Below are 20760 nucleotides of genomic sequence, written 5' to 3'. Positions count from 1 at the left end.
TGCACGTCGGGCGGGCACGGCGCCCTGGCGGACGCCTCGGCCGACGCACGGACCGCCGGAGCCTCCGCCCGCCGGGCCTCGGTCGCCGGGCCTCGGTCGCCGGCGTCTCAGTCGCCGGCGCCGGGGATCCCCGCGCCCTCCATGAGCCCCTGCACCTCGGTGCCGGGCGGGGTCAGCAGGAACACGTTCCGGTCCACCCGGTGCATCCCGCTGCCCAGTCCGAAGACGACGCCCGTGCTGAAGTCCAGCACCCGCTTGGCGACCTCGTTCTCGGCGCCGGTCAGGTCGAGCAGCACGGGGATGCCCGACATCAGTGTCTCGGCGACCTCGCGGGCGTCCGCGAACACGTTCACCCGGAGCACGACGAAACGCCGCCGCGTCTCGGTCTCCGCCTCCGGCAACGCGCGGTGGTTCACCGCCGACGGCCAGGCGTCCCGGCCGCGCAGCGGAACGACCTGGGCGAGCCCTTCCCACTGTTCATCGGTGACGTCGTGACCGTTCACCGGCTCCCCCGATCTGACTCGCTCATCGCCTGCACCGGCCAATTCTTACGCGACGTCACCCGTTCGGCCGAACAGCGACACGGTCCGCGACCGGAAGCGCCCGTTTCCTCCCGAAACATCGAGGGCAAGACCGTCGAATCTCGCTCGTCCGAGTGATTCCGCAAGGTGTCGGGTGATGAGGCCGGATGTCAGGTGATGACGCTGGGTGTCAGGTGATGGTGCCGAGTGTCAGGTGATGGTGCCGGGTATCAGGTGATGGCACTGCGTTCACCGGCATCCGCAGCTTCGGCAGAGGTCCGCGAGTACGGCCGGACGCGGCCCGCCGTTCACCAGTCCCTGGCGACGGCACGCAGGGCGATCCACGTGTCGCCCCTGTCGCCCGCGTCGCCCGCGTCGCCCGCGTCGCCCGCCTGCCGGTACTCCATGGTCAGTTGAAGACGCCGTTCCGCACGCGTGCCGTGCACGGTCGCGTCGGCGACGACGCGGCCGACGAGACGGGCCGTATCGCCGTCGATCCCGACGGTCACGGTCTTCTCCTCGACCCCGTGGTACGCGCACTCCCCGCCCCCCACCTGGGCCAGCCACACGGCTTTCGGCTGCTCCTCGCCCGTGGGGTGCGTGAGCGTGAAGCCCTCGTCCAGGAGGGCGTCGAGGGCGCCGGCATCGCCGTCGATCATGGCGCGCAGTTGGGCCCGGTAGGCCTCGATGACCTCCTGGCGCGTCTTCAGGGCGAGTGAGGCGTTCATGGGGTTACGCGGCTCCTGACGTGATGACGCCTGCTGGGACCCGGCGGGTGCCGGTCAGTTGATCATGCGGGGTACGCCGTCCCACCGCCGTCCGCCGCGCCGGACGCTCCGGAGCACCTCGCCGAATGCCGCGTCCCGCCCGAAGCCTGTCGTGGTTCAGGGACACGACACGCGCCTCCCTGAACCACGACGCGGATGCATCGCTCCCGATTACCAGGGACGCCACGGGTGAATACCGCCCACGGGACACCTCCTCACCAGCCGGTGACCGCCGTCGCGGTCGTCTCACCGTGAGCATCGGCCACCGGGGCGATGGTGAACGGCCCCGCAGCGCAGGCCGGTTGACGGATCGTGCACGCCTGCGGGCGCCACGGCCGGAACCGGGCGTCACGGCAGTGCGGCGGCCACCGGCAGGCGTCGCGGGCTCATGAGCGACGCCGTGCGGGCAACCCGCACGCCGCGCAGGGGACCTCGTCAAAGGCGTTCACCAGAGGCGGGCGCCGGATCGTCGTGGCCGGCCGCCGCCCTGGGGAGGGCCGGGGCGGTGGCCGGCCACGACGGCAGGGCGGGGGCCTCGGACCCGAAGCGGGTGCAGCGGCCCGACGGGCTGCTCGCCGGGGGGTGGCACTGGAGCACCGAGTCGGCGGGGTCCGTGGACAGATAGCGTCCGAAGCAGCTGTTGGCCGTGGTCCTGCCGCGCTCGGCGCAGAAGGCGAGCGCCGCCCTGCCGTCGCTGAACGGACCCGGCGCGTAGATCACCCAGTGGCCCCGGCGCAGCGAGGCGTAGTCGTCGCTGCGGAGGTACTCGGCCTCGGGGACGGTTTCGCGGATCTTGGCGAGCCGCCGGTCGCGGACGCCGGCGCCGGAGCCGACGGGCTCGGACAGGAGCTGGGCGATCCACCGCCCGGGGGCCGGCGGCGGGGCGGTGCTCGGGGTGACCGACCTGGTGACGGTCACCGTCGGCGTCGGCACCGGCGTGGGAGTGGGAGCGGGCGTCCGGGTCGGGGCGGGTGTGGGCTGCGCCGTGGGGGTGGCCGGGGCGCTCGTGCCCGTCCCGCCGCGGGTGCCGTCCGCGGTGTCCCGGCCCGCGTCGTACTGGGTGAGGGCGAGCGCGGTGGCGGCCACGACCGCGACGGCCAGGGCGATCACGGCGACGACGACGGCGGTGGTACTGCGCTGCCGTGCCGGTGCACCGCCCGGCGGCTGCGGAAGCGTCGGCCGTGGGCTGTCCAGTTGGGTGGGAACCACCGGCGCCGGCGTCGGCGCGACCGGGCCCGTCATCGTCGGCAGGGCCCAGTGCGGAGCCGTCCCCGCCTCCGCCTGCGCCAGCATCGCGTCCAGTCGCACCGCGTCGGGGCGCGCCGCGGGGTCCCGTACGAGCAGGGCCTGGAGCACGGGGGCGAGGGGCCCCGACCGCACCGGGGGCGGCACCGGGTCGTCGAGCACGGCGGCCAGCGTGGCCAGGGTCGACTCCCGGCGCAGTGGACTGACGCCCTCGGTGCACACGTACAGCACCAGCCCCAGTGACCACAGGTCGGACGAGGGACCGCTGTCCCGGCCGCGCGCCCTCTCCGGCGCGATGTACTCGGGGGAGCCGATCAGCTCGTTGGTGGCCGTCAGGGAGACGGATCCCTGGAGCGCCGCGATCCCGAAGTCGGTGAGCACCGCGGTTCCGTCGGGTCGCAGCAGGATGTTGGCCGGTTTGACGTCCCGGTGCAGGATGCCGACGGCGTGCGCGGCGGCCAGCGCGGAGAGCACCTGCCGGCCGATGCGAGCCGCCTCCGCCGGCGGCAGCGGCCCCTGGGCGGCGAGCCGGTCCTGGAGCGAGGAGCCGGGCACGAACTCCATCACGATCCACGGATGCGGCTGGGCGTCCACGATGTGATGGACCGTCACCACGTACGGATGGCTGAGGCGGGCAAGGGCCCGGGCCTCGCGCAGCACGCGCTCGCGCACGGCGTCGCTCGCCGCCGCGTCCGATCTGACCGCCTTGAGGGCGACATCGCGGTGGAGCACGGTGTCGCGGGCCCGCCACACCGTGCCCATGCCTCCGCTGCCGAGCCGCTCGACCAACTCGAACCGCTCGTCGACCAGCTCCCCCGGCACATTCATGGCGCCAGGTTAGGAGAAGCCGGGGCGCCGTGTCCGCCGTCTCCCCCTCGGCGCAGTCGCTGCGCCGCCGGCCCGACGACGCCCTGCGGGCCGCGGGCGTAGCGGAGCAGCTGGCCTTCCCCGAACCGGGGCACGGCGCCGACGAGTTCGGCGGCCGCCGTCGCCGGGACGGCACGGCGAACCTGCTCCCGGCGCTCAGCTGTAATAGGCGATCTTGTCGTCGAGCACGTCCATGGCCCGGCGCAGTGCCGTCACCCGCTGCTCCAGGGCGGCCCGGCGTTCGTGGAGGAAGGCGACCCGCTCCTGCGGAGAGTGCTCGGCGCGCAGGATCGCGACGAACTCCCGCAAGTCCGCGATGCCGAGGCCGGCTTCGCGGAAACACGTCACCAGGCCGATCCAGAAGACGTCGTCCTCCGTGTACTCCCTTCGCCCTCCGGCGGAGCGCCGGATCGGGCCGATGAGCCCCTCGCGTTCGTAGTAGCGCAGCGTGTCGATGGAGACGCCGGTGCGGTCGGCGGCCGCCGCGGGGGTCAGGATGGTCATGACGATTCCTCCGGTGAGGGCCGCTACCGCGCTTCGGCGAACCGCGTCAGATGCTCGTCGCCAAGTCGCACAGCGCGTGCGTCAAGTGCCTGTTCGACGTGCTCCACCCGGCTGGCGCCGACGATGGGATCGATCCCCTGTCGCATCAGCCATGCCAGGACGACCTGGTTCCTCGTGGCCGAGAGATCGCCGGCGACGTCGTCCAGGGCGTCGAGCACCCGCGTGGTTCCGGGATGATCATAGGTGGACGGCAGCGGCTTGTCCGCGCGCTCGTAGGAGCCCCACAGCAGCGAGCTGTACGACCACACGGCGAGCCCTTCCGAGCGCGCGAGGTCGAGGTCCTCGGCGGTGAGCATGCGGTGGCCGGCCTCGGCGAGGGGAGTGAGCGGGCGCGGCTGGACGAGCGAGTGGCGCAGTTGCAGGGCCGTCCACGGTTCCACGCCCCGCTCCCGCGCGAGTGACCGGGCGCGCTCGACCCGCCAGGCGGCATGGTTCGCCGCCCCGACCCGCAGGGCCGTCCCCTTCGCCACCAGCTCGCCGAAGGCGGCGACCGTCTCCTCCAGCGGCACGGCACGGTCCTCGGCGTGGGCCCACAGCAGATCGACGTGATCGACTCCCAGCCGTTCCAGACTCGCCTCGACACCGGCGTGGATCGCGCGCGCGGAGAGCCCTTCGGCGCTGTCCGGCCAGGAGTGGGCGACCAGCGGATTCTGCCGGACCTTCGTCGCGATCCGCACCGAGTCGCGCGCACCCGGACGGGCGCGAAGCCACGCCCCGATGACGCGCTCGCTGGCGCCGCCCACGCCACTGGGGTCGTTCCAGAAGGAGTAGCAGTTCGCGGTGTCGAGCCAGACACCGCCGCCGGCGACGAAGGAATCAAGGATCGCGAAGGCCTGGTCGGGTTCGACGCGGGTGCCGAAATCCATGGTGCCCAGGACGATTTGGGGTTCGGTGGTTTCCACGCCGCCATCCTGGGACCTGGAGCGCGCTCCAGGTCAAGCCCCGGCCTCGACCGGCTGGGCCCGGATGCGGGATCGGTCCCGCAGCCCGGATGACCGTGAGACCGTCCCGCGCTCCCCCTCACTCCCCCCGCATCCCCCGCAGCACCAGGCGCTCGGCGTTCTCGTCGTAGGGGCGGCCGTCGAAGCCGCCGAAGATCTCCACCCGGCCGAACCCCGCCTCGCGCGCCATGTGCCGCAGTTCCACCGCGCTGTACACGAACCACTCCAGCGTGGCCCGCGTCACCCGCTCGCCGCGCACCAGGACCCAGTCGCTGCGCAGCCGTGCCCAGTCGTCCAGGACGGTGTCGGTCTGCACCACGAGGTCGTCGCCGCGGTGCACCACCTTGGGCGGGGTGACCCTGCGGGCCAGCAGTTCCTTGCCTGCCAGGTCCAGGATCAGGGTGCCGCCGGGGGCCAGGCAGTCGTGCATGGTGCGCAGCACGCGGGCGTTGTCGGCGGGGTCCTCGAAGTATCCGAACGAGGTGAACATGTTGAGGACGACGTCGAAGCGGCCCGGCGCCTCGTAGTCGCGGGCGTCGGCCCGCACGTACGTGACCCGGGCGCCGAGGCCGGCCGCCCGTTCGCGTGCCCGGTCCAGCATGGCCTCACTCAGGTCCACCCCCGTCACGTCGTACCCGCGGCGGGCGAGCGGCACGGTGAACACGCCGGGTCCGCAGCACAGGTCCAGCACCCGTGAGCCGGGCGGGAAGGACAGCAGGGGCGAGCCGTCCAGGAGTTCTTCGGCCTGGTCGTGGCGCTGCTCGGAGAAGAGGAAGTCGTGGAACTCGGTCCAGAAGTCATCGTCCTGGAATCCGCCCGTCCGTGTCATGCGGTCTCAGTGCTCCTTCGTCGTCGAGGGGAGGTGGTTTCGTCGCGCGACCGCGCAGTACCGGCAGCAGCAGGGGGAGCAGCAGGCACTGCGCGGCGGCCAGCAGCCAGAACCGGCCGGTGTTCCCGGCCCCTTCGGCAAGGCCGTAGAACTGCCCGCCCACGAGCCCGCTCAGGCCGGCGCCGAGTCCCGCGGCCAGCCGCTGCCGGCCGAAGACGACGGCGTCGGAACGCGCACTGCGGCGCAGCGCTTCCAGGTCGTTCTTGAGGAACAGCACGATGTCGCCGAGAGTGATCAGCGCTCCGCCGGCCAGCAGGGCCGGCCGGTTGCCGACCGCGAGCACGGCCAGGCCGGCCGCGAGGCCGGTGAAGCCGACGGCGAGGGCGGTGGCGTAGGGCATGCGCCGGATCAGGCCGGACGCGAGCGGCTGCACGACGATCACCAGGGTGAAGCAGAGCAGCAGGACCAGGCTGTAGAAGGCGCTGGAGGCCCGCTCGACGGCGTACACCGCCAGATAGTGCTGGAAGTGGAAGTACAGGTAGAAGGCAAGGGCGTTGGCGGCGAAGGGCAGCACCGCCACCCCGGCGAACAGGCCCCCGCCCCGACCGTCCGTCCCCGGCCGCCCCGGCGGCGTGGACCGCCCGTCCGCGGCGGCCGGCCGCGACGCCTGCTGCGGGTCCGGCTCGTGCGCGGCCCCGGCGTCGGGGAGCCGGGCGTGGCCCGCGGTGACCACGACGAACAGCGCGGTGACGGCGACGAACAGCCCGCCCGGTGCGGACAGCACGAACGGCCCGGCGATCAGCGGGCCCACCGCCATGCCGGCGTTGAGGGCCGCGTTGCCCGCCGACAGGAAGGCCGGACGGCGTTCGTCGTCGACTCCGTGGATCAGATACGCCTTGTTGGCGGGCAGGTACAACGCGGCGCCGCAGCAGGTGAGGATCAGCGCGCCGACGGCCAGGGGCGGCCAGCGCAGCGCCAGGAGCAGTCCGACGAACCCGGCCGTGCGGACGACCAGCGCCCACAGCATGGTGCGGCGCAGTCCGATCCGGTCCGCGAGGGCGCCGCCCACGATCCCGCCGGAGAACTGCACGAAGGACGCCGCGGCCAGCACGACACCGACCGTGCCCAGCCCCATGCCGAGCCGTTCGTGCAGGAACACCGACATGAACGGCAGGACCATGAAGCTGCCGAGCGGGATCAGGAACGAGCTGAGCAGCAGGAAGCGCAGCGGTCCGTCGACCGTGGCCAGCGCCGCCCGCAGCCTCGCGCCCACCGCGGCGCGTTCACCCACCGGGCGCCTCGGGGGCCGGGAACGGCTCGGTGAGCACGCGAACGGCGTTGGCGGCGGCCACTGCCCGGTGCGTGGCGAGTTCGGCCGTCTCGGCCTCGGCGTAGACGATGCCGGCGTAACCGCGGCTGTCGTCCAAGTGCTCGACGGGGGCGCCGAGTTGTTTGACCGGGTACCAGGCCGGCGCTCCCGGCATGTCCGCCAGCCGGTCGAGCCCGGCCACCCCGGCGTACAGGCCGGGGGCGGCCGGGTAGCCGAGGACGAAGGCGACGGCGGGGCCGCCGGGCAGGTCCGCGTCCATGAGGCCGGGGCGGCGGCCCAGCGCCGTCTCGATCATCGCCTCGTACACGTTGACGCCGAGTGCCCGGCACAGTCCCTCGCCCACCAGGGCGCCCCCGATCCGGGGGTTGATCTCCACCACCTCGGGGCCGCCGGAGGTGAGGACGAACTCCACGTGCGCGAAGCGGTCCGTGTAGCCGACGGCCGCGAGCACCTGCCCGAGCCACTGCTCCAGTGCGGCCCTGCGGGGTGCGGGGAACGCCACGGGGAAGGCGGTGATCTCCTCCCGGAAGTGCGGCTCGGGCGACATCAGCCGGCTGGAGACGCCGAGCAGTCGGGTGTCGCCCGCCCAGGTGAGGGTCTCGGCGCTGTACACCGGGCCGCTGAAGTAGGGCTCGGCGAACAGCCGTCCCTTCAGGTCCCGGCCGGCCGCTTCCGCCAGCGCCGCGTCCAGTTCGGTCTCGTCGCGGACCAGCCAGACGTTCTGGCTGCCGGTGCCCGCGGTGTCCTTCAGGATCGCGGGCAGGCCGGTCTCCTTGAGCAGCAGCTCCCGCATTCCGGCCCCACCGGGCGTGGGCTCGGCGGCCCGGCCGCGCGTGAGCCCGGCCCGGTGCAGCAGATTGCGTACGGCCGCCTTGTCGCGGGTCAGCCGCAGCACGGCCGGGTCGAGGCCGGGCAGCCCGAAGCGGGCGGTGAGGTCGGCGCCGACCAGCGTCCAGGTGTCCGTCGAGCTGATCAGTCCGCGCAGGTCCGGCGTGCGGTGCAGGGCCTGTGCGACCTGCTCGGTGTCGAAGGTGTCCGTCACGACGACGTCGAGGGCGTCCGGGGCCAGCCGCTCCAGCTCGTAGGCGTAGTAGCCGGGGTCGCGGGTCAGCAGGATCAGGCGTTCACCGAGCGCGTCGGCGGCGCGGACCAGGTGACCGAGTCCGAAGGTCAGGGACTCCAGGCAGACGACGCTCATGCCGCTCGTTCCTTCCGGTGCGCCGGGCAGGTGGTGCTCATGCCGCCTGCTCCTTCCAGTGCGCCGGGCAGGCGGCGCGTCGCCAGGCCATCGTCGACCAGGGCATGGTCATCTCCTCGGGTGCGGCGATCTCGACGGGCTTGAGCGCCGCCGGGTCGAGGGCCTCCCCGTGCCGGGCGAAGACGCGCTCGACGTAGCGGTGGCCGGTGTCGGCGCCGATCACCAGGTGCAGCCGGTCGGGGTGGCGGCGGGCCTCGTGCGTCGCGGCCAGGTAGGCGGCGCCGGTGGACAGGCCGGCGAAGACGGCGTGGTGGCGCAGCAGGGCGACCGTGCCGGCCATGGCGTGGGTGAAGTCCAGCCAGTGCACGGCGTCGTAGAGGTGGTGGCGGACGTTGTCGAAGACGATCGACGACCCGATGCCGGCGATGATCGCCTCGGGGTCGTGGTGGTCCTGGCTGCCGAAGGTGACGCTGCCGAAGGGCTGCACGCCCACCAGCCGCACCGAGGGGTCGGTGGCCCTCATGCGCTGCGCGAGGCCCCCGGTGGAGGCTCCCGAGCCCAGGCCGCCCACCACGGTCAGCGGCCGGCCGGGGAACGCGGCGGTGACGCGGTCGGCGACCTCGTGGTAGCCGAGATAGTGCACGTCGTCGTGGTACTGCCGCATCCAGTGGCAGTCGGGGTGCCGGCCGAGGATCTCCTTCACCCGCCGCACCCGCAACTGCTGGTCGAGTTTGAGGCTCTGCGACGGTGCGACCTGTTCGACGGTGGCGCCGAGGATCTCCAGCTGGGCGCGTGTGGTGGTGTCGACGGTGGTGGACGCCACGATGTGACACCGCATGCCGTAGCGGTGGCAGGCGAGCGCCAGGGCGTAGGCGTAGATGCCGCTGGAACTGTCGACCAGGGTCTGCCCCGGGCGGATCGTGCCCCGGTCCAGCAGGTGCCGCACGGCGGCGAGCGCCGAATATATCTTCATCGACTCGAACCGGAGCAGCACCAGGCCGTCGGTGAGCCGGACCAGGTCGGGAACCTTCAGGGCGTCGGCGATGTGGGGGTGGATCACCCGTAGCCTCCTTGGGCGAATGAGCACTGGTGGCCGAGCGAGTGGAAGAACGCGGACAGTTCGGACTTGACCTCGGCGCCGGGCCGGCGCCGGAAGAGGTAGCCGATCAGGGAGCCGGTGTGGGCGACGAAGATCCCGTCGGCGCCGAAGCGCTCGCGGTGCGCCAGCACGTCGTCGAACGTCGACTTGGGCAGGACGCGCTGGGACAGTGCGGCGCTGGTGGTCGCCGCCCGGGCGACGACGGCCGGGTCGGCGGAGGCGAAGCCTTTCAGCAGGTCCGCCAGGCAGTGCTCGTACTCCTCGCCGTGGCGCCGGTAGTGGGCGAGCAGCAGGCCGGTGACGGCCGCGGTGTCCACCGTGCCGGGCTCGACGATGTAGGCGGTGTGGAAGCCGATGCCGGTGCCCAGCCGCCGGACCACGCGGTGCCGGCCGCTGAGGTGAAGCGCCCATTCGTCCAGGAACACGCTGTCGGCCCGCTCGATCGCCGCCAGCACGCCGAGCACCACCTCCGGGTCGTACGGCAGGTCGAAGAGGCGGAACAGGCAGCGCAGCGTCGCCACGATGTCGGCGGTGGAACTGGCCATGCCCACCCCCACCCGCAGATCGGAGTGGGCGGTCCAGCGGCCCGGCGGCAGGGTCAGCCCGAAGTGCTCGAGGAACAGCCGGGCCGCCGTCGCCGACTTCTCCCCGGTCGGCGGCGGCGTCGGCGCGTGCGGGCCCCGCGTGAAATGCACCCACGTGTGGCGGTCCACGGGGAAGGACACCAGCGCGATGTCCGGGTCCGGCCCCGCCCGCAGGGGGCCCTGGTACAGCTCGCCCAGCGTGCCGTGGCAGACCCCGGACACGCTGGGGGCCGCCCGGTGCGGTGGCGGGGAGCCTTCGGCGAGGGTCAGCATGGGGAGCCCCGTTCGTGCCGGTGGACAGGGGTGGCGGGTGCGGGTGCAGTGACTGCGGCTGCGGCTGCGGCTGCGGCTGCGGCTGCGGCAGGGGCAGGGGCGCATGGGGAGGCCACCGTCACCGCCCGATCGATCGCAGGTAACGGCCGAGGTTCTCGGCGCCCGTGACGTTGCGCGGGCCGCTGACGGCGTCGCCGTAGGACATGACCAGGAAGCGGTCGTTCTTCACGGCCGGTACGGCTCTGAGGCTCGGCAGCGACTTGAGGTGGGCGATCTTGTCCTTGGCGGGCTGGTCGGCGTAGTCGATGATGACGATGACCTCGGGCTTGGCCCGGATCACCGGCTCCCAGCCGACCGTCGTCCAGCCCTTGTCGAGGTCGCCGAAGATGTTGGTTCCGCCGGCGGCCTTGATGATGTCGTTCGGCGCGGCGTGACGGCCCGCGGTGTAGGGCTGGTCGGTGCCCGAGTCGTAGACGAACACCCTGGCGGGGTCGCCCTCGGCGGGCCAGGTCTTCTTCAGCGCGGCGATGCGGTCCTTGAGGTCGGCGACGAGTTCGGCGGCCCGCTTCTCGACGCCGAATATCCGCCCCAGGTTGTCCAGGTCGGTGTAGAGGGCCTCCAGCGGTGCCACGTCGACGCCGCGGTCGTCGTAGCTCCAGCAGGTCTCGGTGTGGAGGTAACTGGCGATGCCGACGTCCTCGAGGAGGGCCGGGGTGATGCCGCGTTCCTCGCTGAAGCCGGAGTTCCAGCCGGCCAGCACCCAGTCGGCCCTGGCGTCGACGACGATCTCCCGGGTGATGCGCTCGGTGCCGAGCCGCTCGACCGAGGCGTAGTCCTCACGCCAGGGGGAGCCCTTGATGGCGGGGTCGCCGAGCTTGTTCATGACGTAGCCGCGCATCCGGTCGGCCAGCCCGAGGGCGAACATCTTCTCCGCGCCGCTGACGTCGTAGGCCACCGCCCGCTCGGGGACGGTGTACGTGACCTCCTGCCCGCAGTTGGAGACGGTGACCGTGCCGGACGGGCCGCCCGCAACGGGTTCGACCTCGGCGCCGCAGCCGGTGGTCAGCAGCAGCGCGGCGGTCAGCAGCCCGGCGGCGAGGACGCGGGGGGAACGGGGGCGGGTCCGGGAGGATCCGGGTGCGCTCGCGGGCGAGCGGGGTGTGGTCTGGGGAGAGCGGGATCCGGTCACGAGTGGGGTCCTTCGGCGAGTGCGGGAGCGTCGGCGGATGCGGGAGCGTCGGACGGGGACGGAGCGAAGTCGTAGAGCAGCTGGGGAACGCCGGTGCGCGGATGGGGCACGACCGTGGCGTCGACGCCGAACACCTTGCGGACCAGCTCGGGGGTGAGGATCTCGGCCGGCGCACCGCAGGCGACCAGGCGGCCGGAGCTGAGGACGGCGACCCGGCCGCAGACCTGGGCGGCCAGGTTCAGGTCGTGCAGGGCGGTCAGCACGGTCAGCCCCGACCCGTGCAGGAAGGACAGCAGCTCCACCTGGTGCCGTACGTCGAGGTGGTTGGTGGGCTCGTCCAGGACCAGGACGCGGGGCTCCTGGACCAGCGCGCGTGCGACGAGGACCCGCTGGCGCTCGCCGCCGGAGAGGGTGAGCACGCTGCGGTCCGCGAGGTGGGCGACGTCCAGCCGGTCCATCGCCCGCCGGCACAGCTCGCGCTCCCGAGCCGTCAGGGGGTGGTTGCCGCGGGCGTGCGGCGCCCGGCCCAGGGCCACCACCTCCTCGACGGTGAAGTCGAGTTCGGTGTGACTCTCCTGGGTCAGGGCGGCGATCGACCGGGCGCTGTCGCGCAGTTTCAGGGAGGTCAGATCGGCGCCGTCGAGCAGGACGGCGCCCGAGGTGGGCCGCAGCGCCCGGTAGACGCATCGCAGCGCGGTCGACTTGCCGCTGCCGTTGGGGCCGACGAGCCCGACCACCCGCCCGGCGGGCACGTCGAGGTGCAGCCGGTCGACCAGGGCGCGCCCGGCTGCCACGACCGACAGGCCGCGCAGGGAGAGAACCGTGGAGTCCGTCCCGACCATTCACCGACCTCCGAAGAGATAACCGCGGCGCCGCATCAGCACCACGAAGACGGGGACGCCGATCAGCGCCGTGATGACCCCGAGCGGCAGTTCCTCGGGTGCGAAGGCGGTACGGGCCACCAGATCGACCCACACCATGAACAAGGCCCCGGCCAGCGGGGCGACCGCGAGCACCCGCCGGTGCGTGGAGCCCACCCAGATCCGCACGACGTGCGGCAGGACCAGTCCGACGAAGCCGATCGCGCCGCTGACCGCCACGATCAGCCCGGTGACGGCCGCCGTGAGCACGAACAGCCCGCGCCGCAGCGCGTCCGCGTCCACACCCAGGCTCGCCGCGGTCTCGTCCCCCAGGGACAGCACGTCCAGGGACCGGCTCTGCCGCAGCAGCACCACCACCGCGGCCAGGACCGCGCCCGCCACCAGCGGCAGCGACTCCCAGGACGCGGACCCCAGACTGCCCAGCAGCCAGAACAGCATGGTCCGGGCGGCCTGCCCGTTCGGCGCGAGGAAGACCAGGACGCTCATCAGCGCCTGGAAGCCGTACGCCAGCGCCACCCCGGTCAGCACCAGCCTCAGCGGCGTCAGCCCCAGGGGTCCGCGCGCGGCCATATACACCAGCACCGTCGCGCCGAGGGCGCCCAGGAACGCGGCGGCCGACAGGGCGAAGACCCCCAGGCCCGCGAAGATCCCGAACACCACGACCGCGGTCGCCCCGACCGAGGCGCCGGAGGAGATTCCCAGCACGAACGGGTCCGCGAGGGCGTTGCGCACCAGCGCCTGGATGGCGACGCCCACGACGGAGAGCCCTGCCCCCACGACCGCCGCCAGCAGCACCCGGGGGGTGCGCACGTGCCAGACGATGGAGTACCCGGTCACCTCGTCCGCTCCGATGGCGCCCCCGGTGAGCGCCGCGTACAGAAAACGCACGACGTCGCCCGGCGGGACGACCGTCGGCCCCAGCGCGATGCCGGCCAGGACGGAGACGACCAGCGTCACGGACAACGCCACCAGCGTGACCGGCAGCCGACCGCGACCGGCGGCACGCGTTCGCGGCTCCCGGCCGGGCGGGGACGCGCCCGCCGGCCCGGACGAGGACGCGCCCGCCGGCCCGGACGAGAACACGCCCGCCGCTCCGGGCGAGGAGACGACGACGGCGGGACCTGTCGGCGGCGGTGTCGGTGCGGCCTCGGCCATGAGGTCTCCTGCTTCGGGGTCGGTCGGTCCACGGTGCTTCAGGGCGGTTGGTCCACGGGATGCCCGAGCGCCGCCTGCTGCCCAGTAGTCGGCCACGACGGCCCGATAGTTCCCGCGGGTTCGGGGAAGTTCCGGGCCGACGGCGGAACTCCCGCACGATGAGGGGACGTTGGGAAGGCTGCGCGGTTTCTGTCGCCGCACGAGCCCTGTGACGGAGGGGGTTCCGGTGCGAGGATGAGGCCGCCATGACGGTTGGACGGAGTTCCCGCGCGCTGAGGGCCGCCGTGTTCGCGGTCATCAGCGTGCTGTTCGCTGTCCAGGGGCACGTGATGATGTCCCATGCCGCGGTGCCCCGTTGGGCCTTGATCGCCGGTGCGGTGGTGACGGGCGGGGCGGCCTGGCGCCTGGCCGGCCGCGAACGCGGACCCGTCGTGGTGGGCTCGCTCGCGGTCGCCGGACAGGCGGTCCTCCACGCGTTGTTCTCACTCGCCCAGGCGGGCGCGGCCGTGTTACCGGGGGAATCGGCCGGGGCCACCGCTGCTCATGCCGCGGGCCACGGCAGGGCGGGCACGTCCGCCGCGCACTCCATGACGCCCACGGGCTCCACGTGGTCCATCGTCGCGAGCACCGGCGTGGACGGCGGTACGTCCCCGGACGCACCGGCGCCCGCGGGCCACGCCATGGACGGCATGTCCCCGACCGGCATGGTCGCGGTCCACCTGGTGAGCGCCCTGCTCTGCGCCCTGTGGCTCGCCCACGGCGAACGCGCCGCCTTCCGCATCCTGCGCGTCCTGACCGGCTGGCTCGTCGCACCCCTGGGCCTGCTGCTCCGACTGCCCGCTCCGCCGTACCGCCCCCGCGTCCGCGCCCGCCGGCGGGGTGCGCAACGCGCCCTGCGCAGGCTGCTCCTCGTCCACGCCGTCACCTCTCGGGGCCCGCCCGCCGGGCCCGCTGTCGCCTGACGACAGCCGGTTCCCCGAGGCCCGTCACGAAGCGCCGCCAACGGCCCTTCCCGCCTCGGGCATCGGCCGCGCCCTCCCGTGCGCGCGCCGTACGCCATGTCACTCGACACGTCACTCGACATGTCGCTCGACACTCACCGGAACCGCCGGTTCGCGCCGCGCCCGCGCGGTTCCAGGACCCCGAGAAGGACATCAGGTGCCCACTTCCACCCCGCGCGTTTCGCCGCGCCCGACCGACGAGTCGATCACGTTATGGGCGCTCGCCGCCCGCGGCGGCGACACCGAGGCCGCCGAGAAGCTCGTCCGCGCCCTGCACAGGGACGTCAGCCGTTACATCACCTACCTCGGCGCCGACCCGCAGTCCGCCGACGACCTGACCCAGGAGACCTTCCTGCGCGCCCTCGGCAGCCTCCACCGCTTCCAGGGCCGCTCCTCGGCGCGCAGCTGGCTGCTGTCCATCGCACGCCGTACGGTGATCGACAACTTCCGGCACGCCGCCGCCCGGCCCCGCCTGTCCCCCACCGCGGACTGGCAGTCGGCGGTCGAACGCGCCCAGCCGCGCGGCCTCCCGGGATTCGACGACGGCATCGCCCTCGCCGAGCTGCTGGCCGCACTCCCCGTCGGACGCCGCGAGGCGTTCGTCCTGACCCAGCTGCTGGGACTGTCCTACGCGGAGGCGGCCCTGGTCAGCGGCTGCCCGGTCGGCACCGTACGCTCCCGCGTGGCCCGCGCGCGGACCTCCCTGCTGGAGTCCCTGCACGAGGCCGAGGGACACCGGATGACGGCAGCGGCGGCTGCTTGACCGGTTGCCCGTCCGCGCGCCGCCCGGCGTCCTCACCGGGCGGCAGTCGGCATGGGCAGCCGAGTCCCGATCGGTCCCGGCCCGCGGACACCGACGACCGGCCCGCTCCCGGCCGGCCCGGTCCGCGAATCCCTCGCGGGCCGGGCCGGCGGCACCGGGCTTCCCTACCGCCCCGGCGCCGGCTGTTCCCCCGATCCGCGGGCGATCAGGCGGGTGGGGACGGTGATGCTGCGGGCACGGGAGCGGTCGCCGTCCAGGCGGGCCAGTGCGGTGGTCGCCGCAGCCCGGCCGATCTCCCCGGGGTTCTGGGCGACGACCGTCAGCGCCGGCTCCAGCGCCTCGGCGAGCTCCACGTCGTCGAAGACGACGACGGCGACGTCCTTCCGCCCGCGGCGGGCGAGTTCGGTGACGATGCCCAGGCCGACGATGTTGTTGCCGGCGAACAGCGCGGTCGGCGGATCCGCCAGGTTCAGCAGCCGGGAGGTCACGGCGGACGCCTCGCCGAGGCCGTGGGCGTCGACGACGAGGGACCGGTCGTACGCGATGCCGGCGTCCTGGAGGGCCGTGCGGTACCCGGCCAGACGCTCGCGGCGGGTGTACAGCTTGGCGGGGAGGTCGCCGACGAAGCCGATGCGCCGGTGTCCGTGGGCGATCAGGTGGGCGACGCCGTCCTGAGCGCCGGTGCGGTTGGAGCTGACGACGCTGTCCGTGGTCAGGCCCGCGCCCGGCCGGTCGAGGAAGACGACGGGCAGACCCCCGGCGCGGTGGGTCTTCAGAGCGGAGTGGTCGGCGCCCACGGACGGCACCACCATCAGGACGCTGACGCGGCGGGCCAGGAACTTGTCCGTCAGGGCGCGTTCGCGGTCGGGGTCGTCCGCGGACGAGCCCATCAGCAGGGTCAGGCCGCGGTCGCGGACGGTGTCCTCGATGCTCTGGGCCACGGCTCCGAAGAAGGGGTTGCCCAGGTCGGGGACGACCAGCCCGATGGTGGTGTCGGGCCCGCCGACCCGGATGTTGCGGGCCATCAGGTTCGGCTGGAAGCCGAGCTTGGCCACTGCGGCCAGCACCTGTTCCCTGGTGCGGGCCGAGGCGGGCCCGTCCTCGTTGAGGACACGGGAGACGGTCTTGGCGCTGACGCCCACTTCTCGGGCGACGTCGGCCAGGGTGGGGCGGCGGTTCGCTGCCATGGACGGTCTCCTGTGCCGGGCGGATCCGGCCGCGGCCCCGGCCGGAATCCGTCGAGTGTCGAGTTGTCGGGTGATGCGGTCAGGTGGCGCGGACGCCTGCGGCCTTGGCCGCCTCGGAATCCGCCACGACAGTATCCCCGCCCGCGTCGACGGTGAGCGCCCCGGTCATGATGGCGACGACTTCGGCCATGGAGTAGTCGGAGGGCTTGATCACGGCGGCGCGCCGGCCGAGCCGGTGGACGTGGATCCGGTCGGCGATCTCGAAGACGTGCGGCATGTTGTGGCTGATCAGGACGACCGGCATGCCCTTGTCGCGGACGCGGCGGATGAGTTCGAGGACCTGGCCGGACTCCTTGACGCCGAGGGCGGCGGTGGGTTCGTCCATGACGACGACGCTGCGGGCCCAGGCGACCGAGCGGGCGACGGCCACGGCCTGCCGCTGGCCGCCGGAGAGGGTCTCGACGGCCTGGGTGAGCGAGCGCAGGCCGATCTTGAGGTCGGCCATGTGCTCGGCGGCCTCCCGGCGCATGCGCTTCTTGTCGAGCATGCGCAGGACGCTGCCCAGGACGCCGGGGCGGCGCAGTTCGCGGCCGAGGAACATGTTGGAGGCGATGTCCATGGAGGCGGCGACGGCGAGGTCCTGGTAGACCGTCTCGATGCCGTGGGCGCGGGCGCTCTGCGGTCCGGAGAAGTGGACGGGTTCGCCGTTGAGGCGGATCTCGCCCGCGTCCGGGACGAGTGCTCCGGTGAGCGCCTTGATCAGGCTGGTCTTGCCGGCGCCGTTGTCGCCGATGACGGCGAGCACCTCGCCGGGCAGCAGGTCGAAGTCGGCGCCGTCGATCGCGGTGACCTGGCCGTACCGCTTGACCAGGCCGCGGGCCTGCAGGACGGGGGTGGGGGCGGGGGTGGTCATCGGGCCTTCCTCCGGGAGATCTGGTCGACGGTCACCGCGAGGATGACCAGGATTCCGGTGATCAGGGTCTGGTAGATGGAGGCGACGCCCATCAGCTGCAGGCCGTTGCGGAAGACGCCGACGATGAGGACGCCGATGAAGGTGCCCAGGACCGATCCGCGTCCGCCGAAGAGGCTGGTGCCGCCGAGGACCACGGCGGTGATGCTGTCGAGGTTGTCGGTCTGGCCCGCCTGCGGGTCGCCCACTCCGGTGCGGGAGATGAGCAGGAGGGCCGCGACGCCGTAGAGGAGGCCGGCGACGGTGTAGACGCCGATGGTCAGGCGGGAGGTGCGGATGCCGTTCAGGCGTGCCGCTTCCGGGCTGTTGCCCAGGGCGTAGACGTGCCGGCCCCAGCCGGTGCTGCTCAGGGCGTAGGCGAACAGGAGGAAGAGGGCGATGGTGACCAGGGAGCCGTAGGTGATGTCGGTGTTGCCGAGCGGGAAGGTCTGCCCCAGGGCCGTCAGCGGGCCGGGCAGGTCGGTGACGGTCTGTTCCTCGGAGTAGATGTGGGTCAGGGCGAACGCCACGTTGAGCATGCCGAGGGTGACGATGAACGGCGGCAGCGGGATCTTCTGCACCAGGAGCCCGTTGAGCAGGCCGAAGCCGCCGCAGACGACCAGGCCCAGGGCGATGGCCGCGAGCGGCGGCAGGGAGCCCTCGGCGGCCATTCTGGCGATCACGATGCTGCCGAAGGCCATCACGGCGCCGCACGACAGGTCGATGCCCGCCGTGAGGATGATCAGGGTCTGTCCGATGGCGAGCGTGCCGACGACCATGACCTGCTGCACGATCAGGGAGAAGTTCCCGCCCGTGAGGAACCGGTCGGTGGAGAGGGAGAAGAACGCGCAGGCCAGAAGGAGAGCGGCCAGCGGTCCGGTGGTCGGTGCCGTGAGCAGTCTGCGGGCCGCGGACGGAGCTTTCAGCCCGGCGTAGGGCGAGGGCGTGGACGTGGCGGTCATGCGAAGTCCTTGTCGGAAGACAGAAGTCCTTGTCGGCCTTGTCCGCCCTCGGCCGGACCGGGCAAAGGAGCGCCGGGCCCGGGTCGAGGGCGGAAGGAGGCGGCCGTCCCCGGTCGGGGAGGAGGAGCCGGCCGCCCCACCAAGGAGGTCGAACGGTGGTCGGGATCGGCGGGCGGCGGCTCAGCCCCAGCAGTTCTCCAGGCCGAAGGCGGTGTCCTTGGAGGTGACGCCCGTCTGCGCCTTGTCGGTGATCAGGGTGACGCCGGTGTCGGTGTAGCCGGACGCCTTCTTGCCGTCCTTCGCGTACGCCACCACGGCCTTGACGCCCTCGGCGGCCATCTTGAGCGGGTACTGCTGGGACGTGGCGGCGATCTTGCCTTCCTGGACCGCCCGGGTGCCGGTGCAGCCGCCGTCGACGGAGACGATCAGCACGTCCTTCTCCCTGCCCTTCGCCTTCAGCGCGGTGTACGCGCCCAGCGCCGCCGGCTCGTTGATGGTGTAGACGACGTTGATGCCCGGCTCCTTCTGCAGGCAGTTCTCCATCGCCGTCTGGCCCTTGGCCTGGTCGCCGCCGGTGTCCTGGGAGCAGACGACGGCAGGGCTGCCGCCGTCGACGCCGAAGCCCTTGAGGAAGCCGTCGTGCCGCTGGACGCCGACGGAGACGCCGGGGGCGAGGTCGAGGGTGGCGATCCTGGCCTCCTTGCCCTTCATGGCGGCCTTGGCGTACTGGCCGATCAGCTCGCCGGCCTTGAAGTTGTCGGTGGCGAAGAGGGCGTCGGAGGCGCTCTGCGGGTCGGTCGGGGTGTCCAGGGCGATCACCATCACGCCCTTCGCCCTGGCCTTCTCGATCGCGGGCACGATCGCCTTGGAGTCGCTGGGCGTGATCAGGATGCCCTTCACCCCGGCGGCCACCATGTTCTCGATGGCGGTGACCTGACCGGCGTTGTCGCCGTCGAACTTGCCGGCGGCGGTCGACAGCTGGACGCCCTCTTCCTCGGCGGCCTTCTCCGCCCCCTCCTTCATCTTCACGAAGAACGGGTTGGTGTCGGTCTTGGTGATCAGGCCGACCTTGACGGCTTCCGAGCCGGATCCGGAGCCGTCCGTGCCGGCGCCGGAGCCGCAGGCCGTCAGGGTGAGGGCTGCCAGGCCGGTGCACGCGGCGGCCCGCAGGAGGGCCGAGGGCAGGCGAGAGGTGCGAGACATGAACGACTCCAGCGGGATCGTGGGGTGGTGCGGCGGCATCGGATATTGCCGTCCCGGAGTGTCATCGATGACTTATGTCATCGTTGACACTCGCTTGCCGAGGATGATGGACTCCCCGTCCCGGCAACGTCAATGCCTTGCCTCCGACACAAGTTCGTAACGGCCCGGCGAGCGCCCGGTCCGTGCACGGTGCGCGCCCGCAGCCGCCCGTGCCTTCGCAGAGAAGAGCAGCCCATGAGCCCGAGCCAGATCACCGTCCTGGGGGAATGCATCGCGGACGCGTTCACCGAACCCGCCGGCGCCTCGAACGAGCTCGCCCTGCGCGTGCTGCCGGGCGGCGGACCTGCGAACACGGCGGTCGCGCTGGCCCGCCTCGGCACCCCGGCCCGTTTCCTGGCGCGACTGTCGGGCGACGTGTTCGGCCGCCTGTTCCGGACGCGTCTGGAGGCGTCCGGGGTGGATCTGTCGAGCGCCGTCGAGGCGGCGGAGCCCAGCACCCTGGCCGTCGCGGAACTGGACGGACAGGGACAGGCCGCCTTCTCCTTCCACGCCCAGAACACGGCCGACTGGCAGTGGACGGCCGGGGAACTGGCCCGGGTGGACCTGACCGGAGCGGTCTGCCTGCACACCGGATCGCTGGCCCTCGTCCGGGAGCCCGGGTCGGCGGCGGTGGAGGACTTCCTGGCCGCCGCGGCCCCTCGGGCGACCGTCAGCATCGACCCCAACGTCCGGCCGCTGCTGGTGGACCCGGAGGTCTACCGTGCGCGGATGGCCCACTGGTGCTCCCTCGCCGATGTGCTCCGGATGAGCGAGGACGACCTGCAACTGCTGCTGCCGGGCACGCCCCCCGAGCAGGCGTGCGACATCTGGCACCGGGCAGGGGCGCGGCTGGTGGTGATCACGCGCGGCTCCGGCGGCGTCCTGGCCTCGCTGGACGGCGAACGGGTCGAGGTGCCGGCCGTGCGTGCGCGGGTCGTCGACACGGTGGGGGCCGGGGACTCCTTCACCGCCGGACTGCTGCACCACCTCGGGGACCGCGGCCTCCTCGGCGGCCGGCTGACGCGGCTGCGGCTCGACGACGTCGCCGAAGCCTGCCGGTTCGCGGTCCGGGTCGCGGCGCTGACCTGCTCGGTCTCCGGCCCCAACCCGCCGTGGCGGACCGAGGTGGAGCGGCTCGCGACGGGCGGGAACGGCTGAGCAGGTGGACGGTTCGCGCGGTGATTCGATGCCGGGCCGTTGACGTGACGGCCGA

General features: G+C 72.9%; 20 protein-coding genes. 3 read left to right on the top strand and 17 right to left on the bottom strand.

Annotation, left to right across the window (positions count from 1 at the left end; translation table 11 throughout):
- Window positions 1-107: 107 nt before the first annotated feature.
- The 13 genes from ACZ6KF_RS04760 to ACZ6KF_RS04700 all read right to left on the bottom strand — a co-directional run bounded on the left by ACZ6KF_RS04760 (window position 108) and on the right by ACZ6KF_RS04700 (window position 13443).
- Window positions 108-503, bottom strand: coding sequence for a cell division protein SepF (locus ACZ6KF_RS04760; protein WP_356637008.1), 396 nt, complete (start codon window positions 501-503; stop codon window positions 108-110).
- Window positions 504-829: 326 nt separating this feature from the next.
- A complete protein-coding gene (locus ACZ6KF_RS04755) occupies window positions 830-1249 on the bottom strand; it encodes a nuclear transport factor 2 family protein (protein ID WP_469237294.1) in 420 nt (139 codons plus the stop codon).
- 474 nt (window positions 1250-1723) lie between these two features.
- A complete protein-coding gene (locus ACZ6KF_RS04750; RefSeq protein ID WP_469237292.1) occupies window positions 1724-3361 on the bottom strand; it encodes a serine/threonine-protein kinase in 1638 nt (545 codons plus the stop codon).
- Between the two features lie 195 nt (window positions 3362-3556).
- Window positions 3557-3904: a MerR family transcriptional regulator gene (locus ACZ6KF_RS04745; RefSeq protein WP_356633291.1), complete on the bottom strand. Its 348-nt coding sequence runs from the start codon at window positions 3902-3904 to the stop codon at window positions 3557-3559.
- A gap of 23 nt (window positions 3905-3927) precedes the next feature.
- On the bottom strand, window positions 3928-4866 hold the full coding sequence (locus ACZ6KF_RS04740) for an aldo/keto reductase (RefSeq protein ID WP_469158320.1): 939 nt from the start codon (window positions 4864-4866) through the stop codon (window positions 3928-3930).
- 118 nt (window positions 4867-4984) lie between these two features.
- Complete coding sequence (locus ACZ6KF_RS04735; protein WP_356633287.1) at window positions 4985-5734, bottom strand: class I SAM-dependent methyltransferase; 750 nt, start codon at window positions 5732-5734, stop codon at window positions 4985-4987.
- Window positions 5703-7025, bottom strand: a complete 1323-nt coding sequence (locus ACZ6KF_RS04730; protein WP_469158322.1) for an MFS transporter — start codon at window positions 7023-7025, stop codon at window positions 5703-5705. Before ACZ6KF_RS04730 ends, ACZ6KF_RS04735 begins: the two co-directional genes overlap by 32 nt.
- Window positions 7018-8262 carry an ATP-grasp domain-containing protein gene (locus tag ACZ6KF_RS04725; RefSeq protein WP_469237290.1) on the bottom strand — a complete coding sequence of 415 codons (1245 nt, stop codon included), beginning with the start codon at window positions 8260-8262 and terminating at the stop codon, window positions 7018-7020. Before ACZ6KF_RS04725 ends, ACZ6KF_RS04730 begins: the two co-directional genes overlap by 8 nt.
- 37 nt (window positions 8263-8299) lie before the next feature.
- A complete protein-coding gene (locus ACZ6KF_RS04720) occupies window positions 8300-9322 on the bottom strand; it encodes a cysteine synthase family protein (RefSeq protein WP_469158324.1) in 1023 nt (340 codons plus the stop codon).
- Window positions 9319-10218 (bottom strand): GHMP family kinase ATP-binding protein, encoded by a 900-nt coding sequence (locus ACZ6KF_RS04715; RefSeq protein WP_356633279.1) that lies wholly within the window; start codon window positions 10216-10218, stop codon window positions 9319-9321. The genes ACZ6KF_RS04720 and ACZ6KF_RS04715 overlap by 4 nt, the downstream gene beginning before the upstream one ends.
- Window positions 10219-10336: 118 nt before the next feature.
- Entirely contained in the window at window positions 10337-11407 is a 1071-nt protein-coding gene (locus ACZ6KF_RS04710; protein WP_469237289.1) for an ABC transporter substrate-binding protein, read from the bottom strand.
- On the bottom strand, window positions 11404-12249 hold the full coding sequence (locus tag ACZ6KF_RS04705) for an ABC transporter ATP-binding protein (RefSeq protein ID WP_469158325.1): 846 nt from the start codon (window positions 12247-12249) through the stop codon (window positions 11404-11406). Before ACZ6KF_RS04705 ends, ACZ6KF_RS04710 begins: the two co-directional genes overlap by 4 nt.
- Window positions 12250-13443, bottom strand: a complete 1194-nt coding sequence (locus tag ACZ6KF_RS04700; protein ID WP_469237287.1) for a FecCD family ABC transporter permease — start codon at window positions 13441-13443, stop codon at window positions 12250-12252.
- A gap of 245 nt (window positions 13444-13688) precedes the next feature.
- Between ACZ6KF_RS04700 and ACZ6KF_RS04695 the strand changes: the two genes are divergently transcribed.
- Window positions 13689-14405, top strand: coding sequence for a hypothetical protein (locus ACZ6KF_RS04695; protein ID WP_469158326.1), 717 nt, complete (start codon window positions 13689-13691; stop codon window positions 14403-14405).
- A gap of 196 nt (window positions 14406-14601) precedes the next feature.
- Complete coding sequence (locus tag ACZ6KF_RS04690; RefSeq protein WP_469237285.1) at window positions 14602-15207, top strand: sigma-70 family RNA polymerase sigma factor; 606 nt, start codon at window positions 14602-14604, stop codon at window positions 15205-15207.
- 164 nt (window positions 15208-15371) lie between these two features.
- Here the strand turns inward: ACZ6KF_RS04690 and ACZ6KF_RS04685 are convergent, their stop codons facing one another.
- From ACZ6KF_RS04685 to ACZ6KF_RS04670, 4 genes are all read right to left on the bottom strand, one after another.
- The gene (locus ACZ6KF_RS04685; RefSeq protein ID WP_356633267.1) at window positions 15372-16394 is read right to left on the bottom strand and encodes a LacI family DNA-binding transcriptional regulator; all 1023 of its coding nucleotides are present in this window, start codon (window positions 16392-16394) and stop codon (window positions 15372-15374) included.
- 79 nt (window positions 16395-16473) lie between these two features.
- Window positions 16474-17307, bottom strand: a complete 834-nt coding sequence (locus tag ACZ6KF_RS04680; RefSeq protein ID WP_469237283.1) for an ATP-binding cassette domain-containing protein — start codon at window positions 17305-17307, stop codon at window positions 16474-16476.
- Window positions 17304-18305, bottom strand: coding sequence for an ABC transporter permease (locus ACZ6KF_RS04675; protein ID WP_469237281.1), 1002 nt, complete (start codon window positions 18303-18305; stop codon window positions 17304-17306). The genes ACZ6KF_RS04680 and ACZ6KF_RS04675 overlap by 4 nt, the downstream gene beginning before the upstream one ends.
- Window positions 18306-18485: 180 nt before the next feature.
- Entirely contained in the window at window positions 18486-19508 is a 1023-nt protein-coding gene (locus ACZ6KF_RS04670; protein WP_469158328.1) for a substrate-binding domain-containing protein, read from the bottom strand.
- A 234-nt stretch (window positions 19509-19742) separates the two neighbouring features.
- On the opposite strand from ACZ6KF_RS04670, the gene ACZ6KF_RS04665 reads away from it, so the two are divergent.
- Window positions 19743-20705, top strand: a complete 963-nt coding sequence (locus ACZ6KF_RS04665) for a carbohydrate kinase family protein (RefSeq protein WP_469237279.1) — start codon at window positions 19743-19745, stop codon at window positions 20703-20705.
- The last annotated feature ends 55 nt before the right edge of the window (window positions 20706-20760 follow it).

It is taken from the genome of Streptomyces sp. NPDC046379 (genome assembly GCF_055587785.1).
This window is presented reverse-complemented; position numbering and strand designations above follow the sequence as displayed.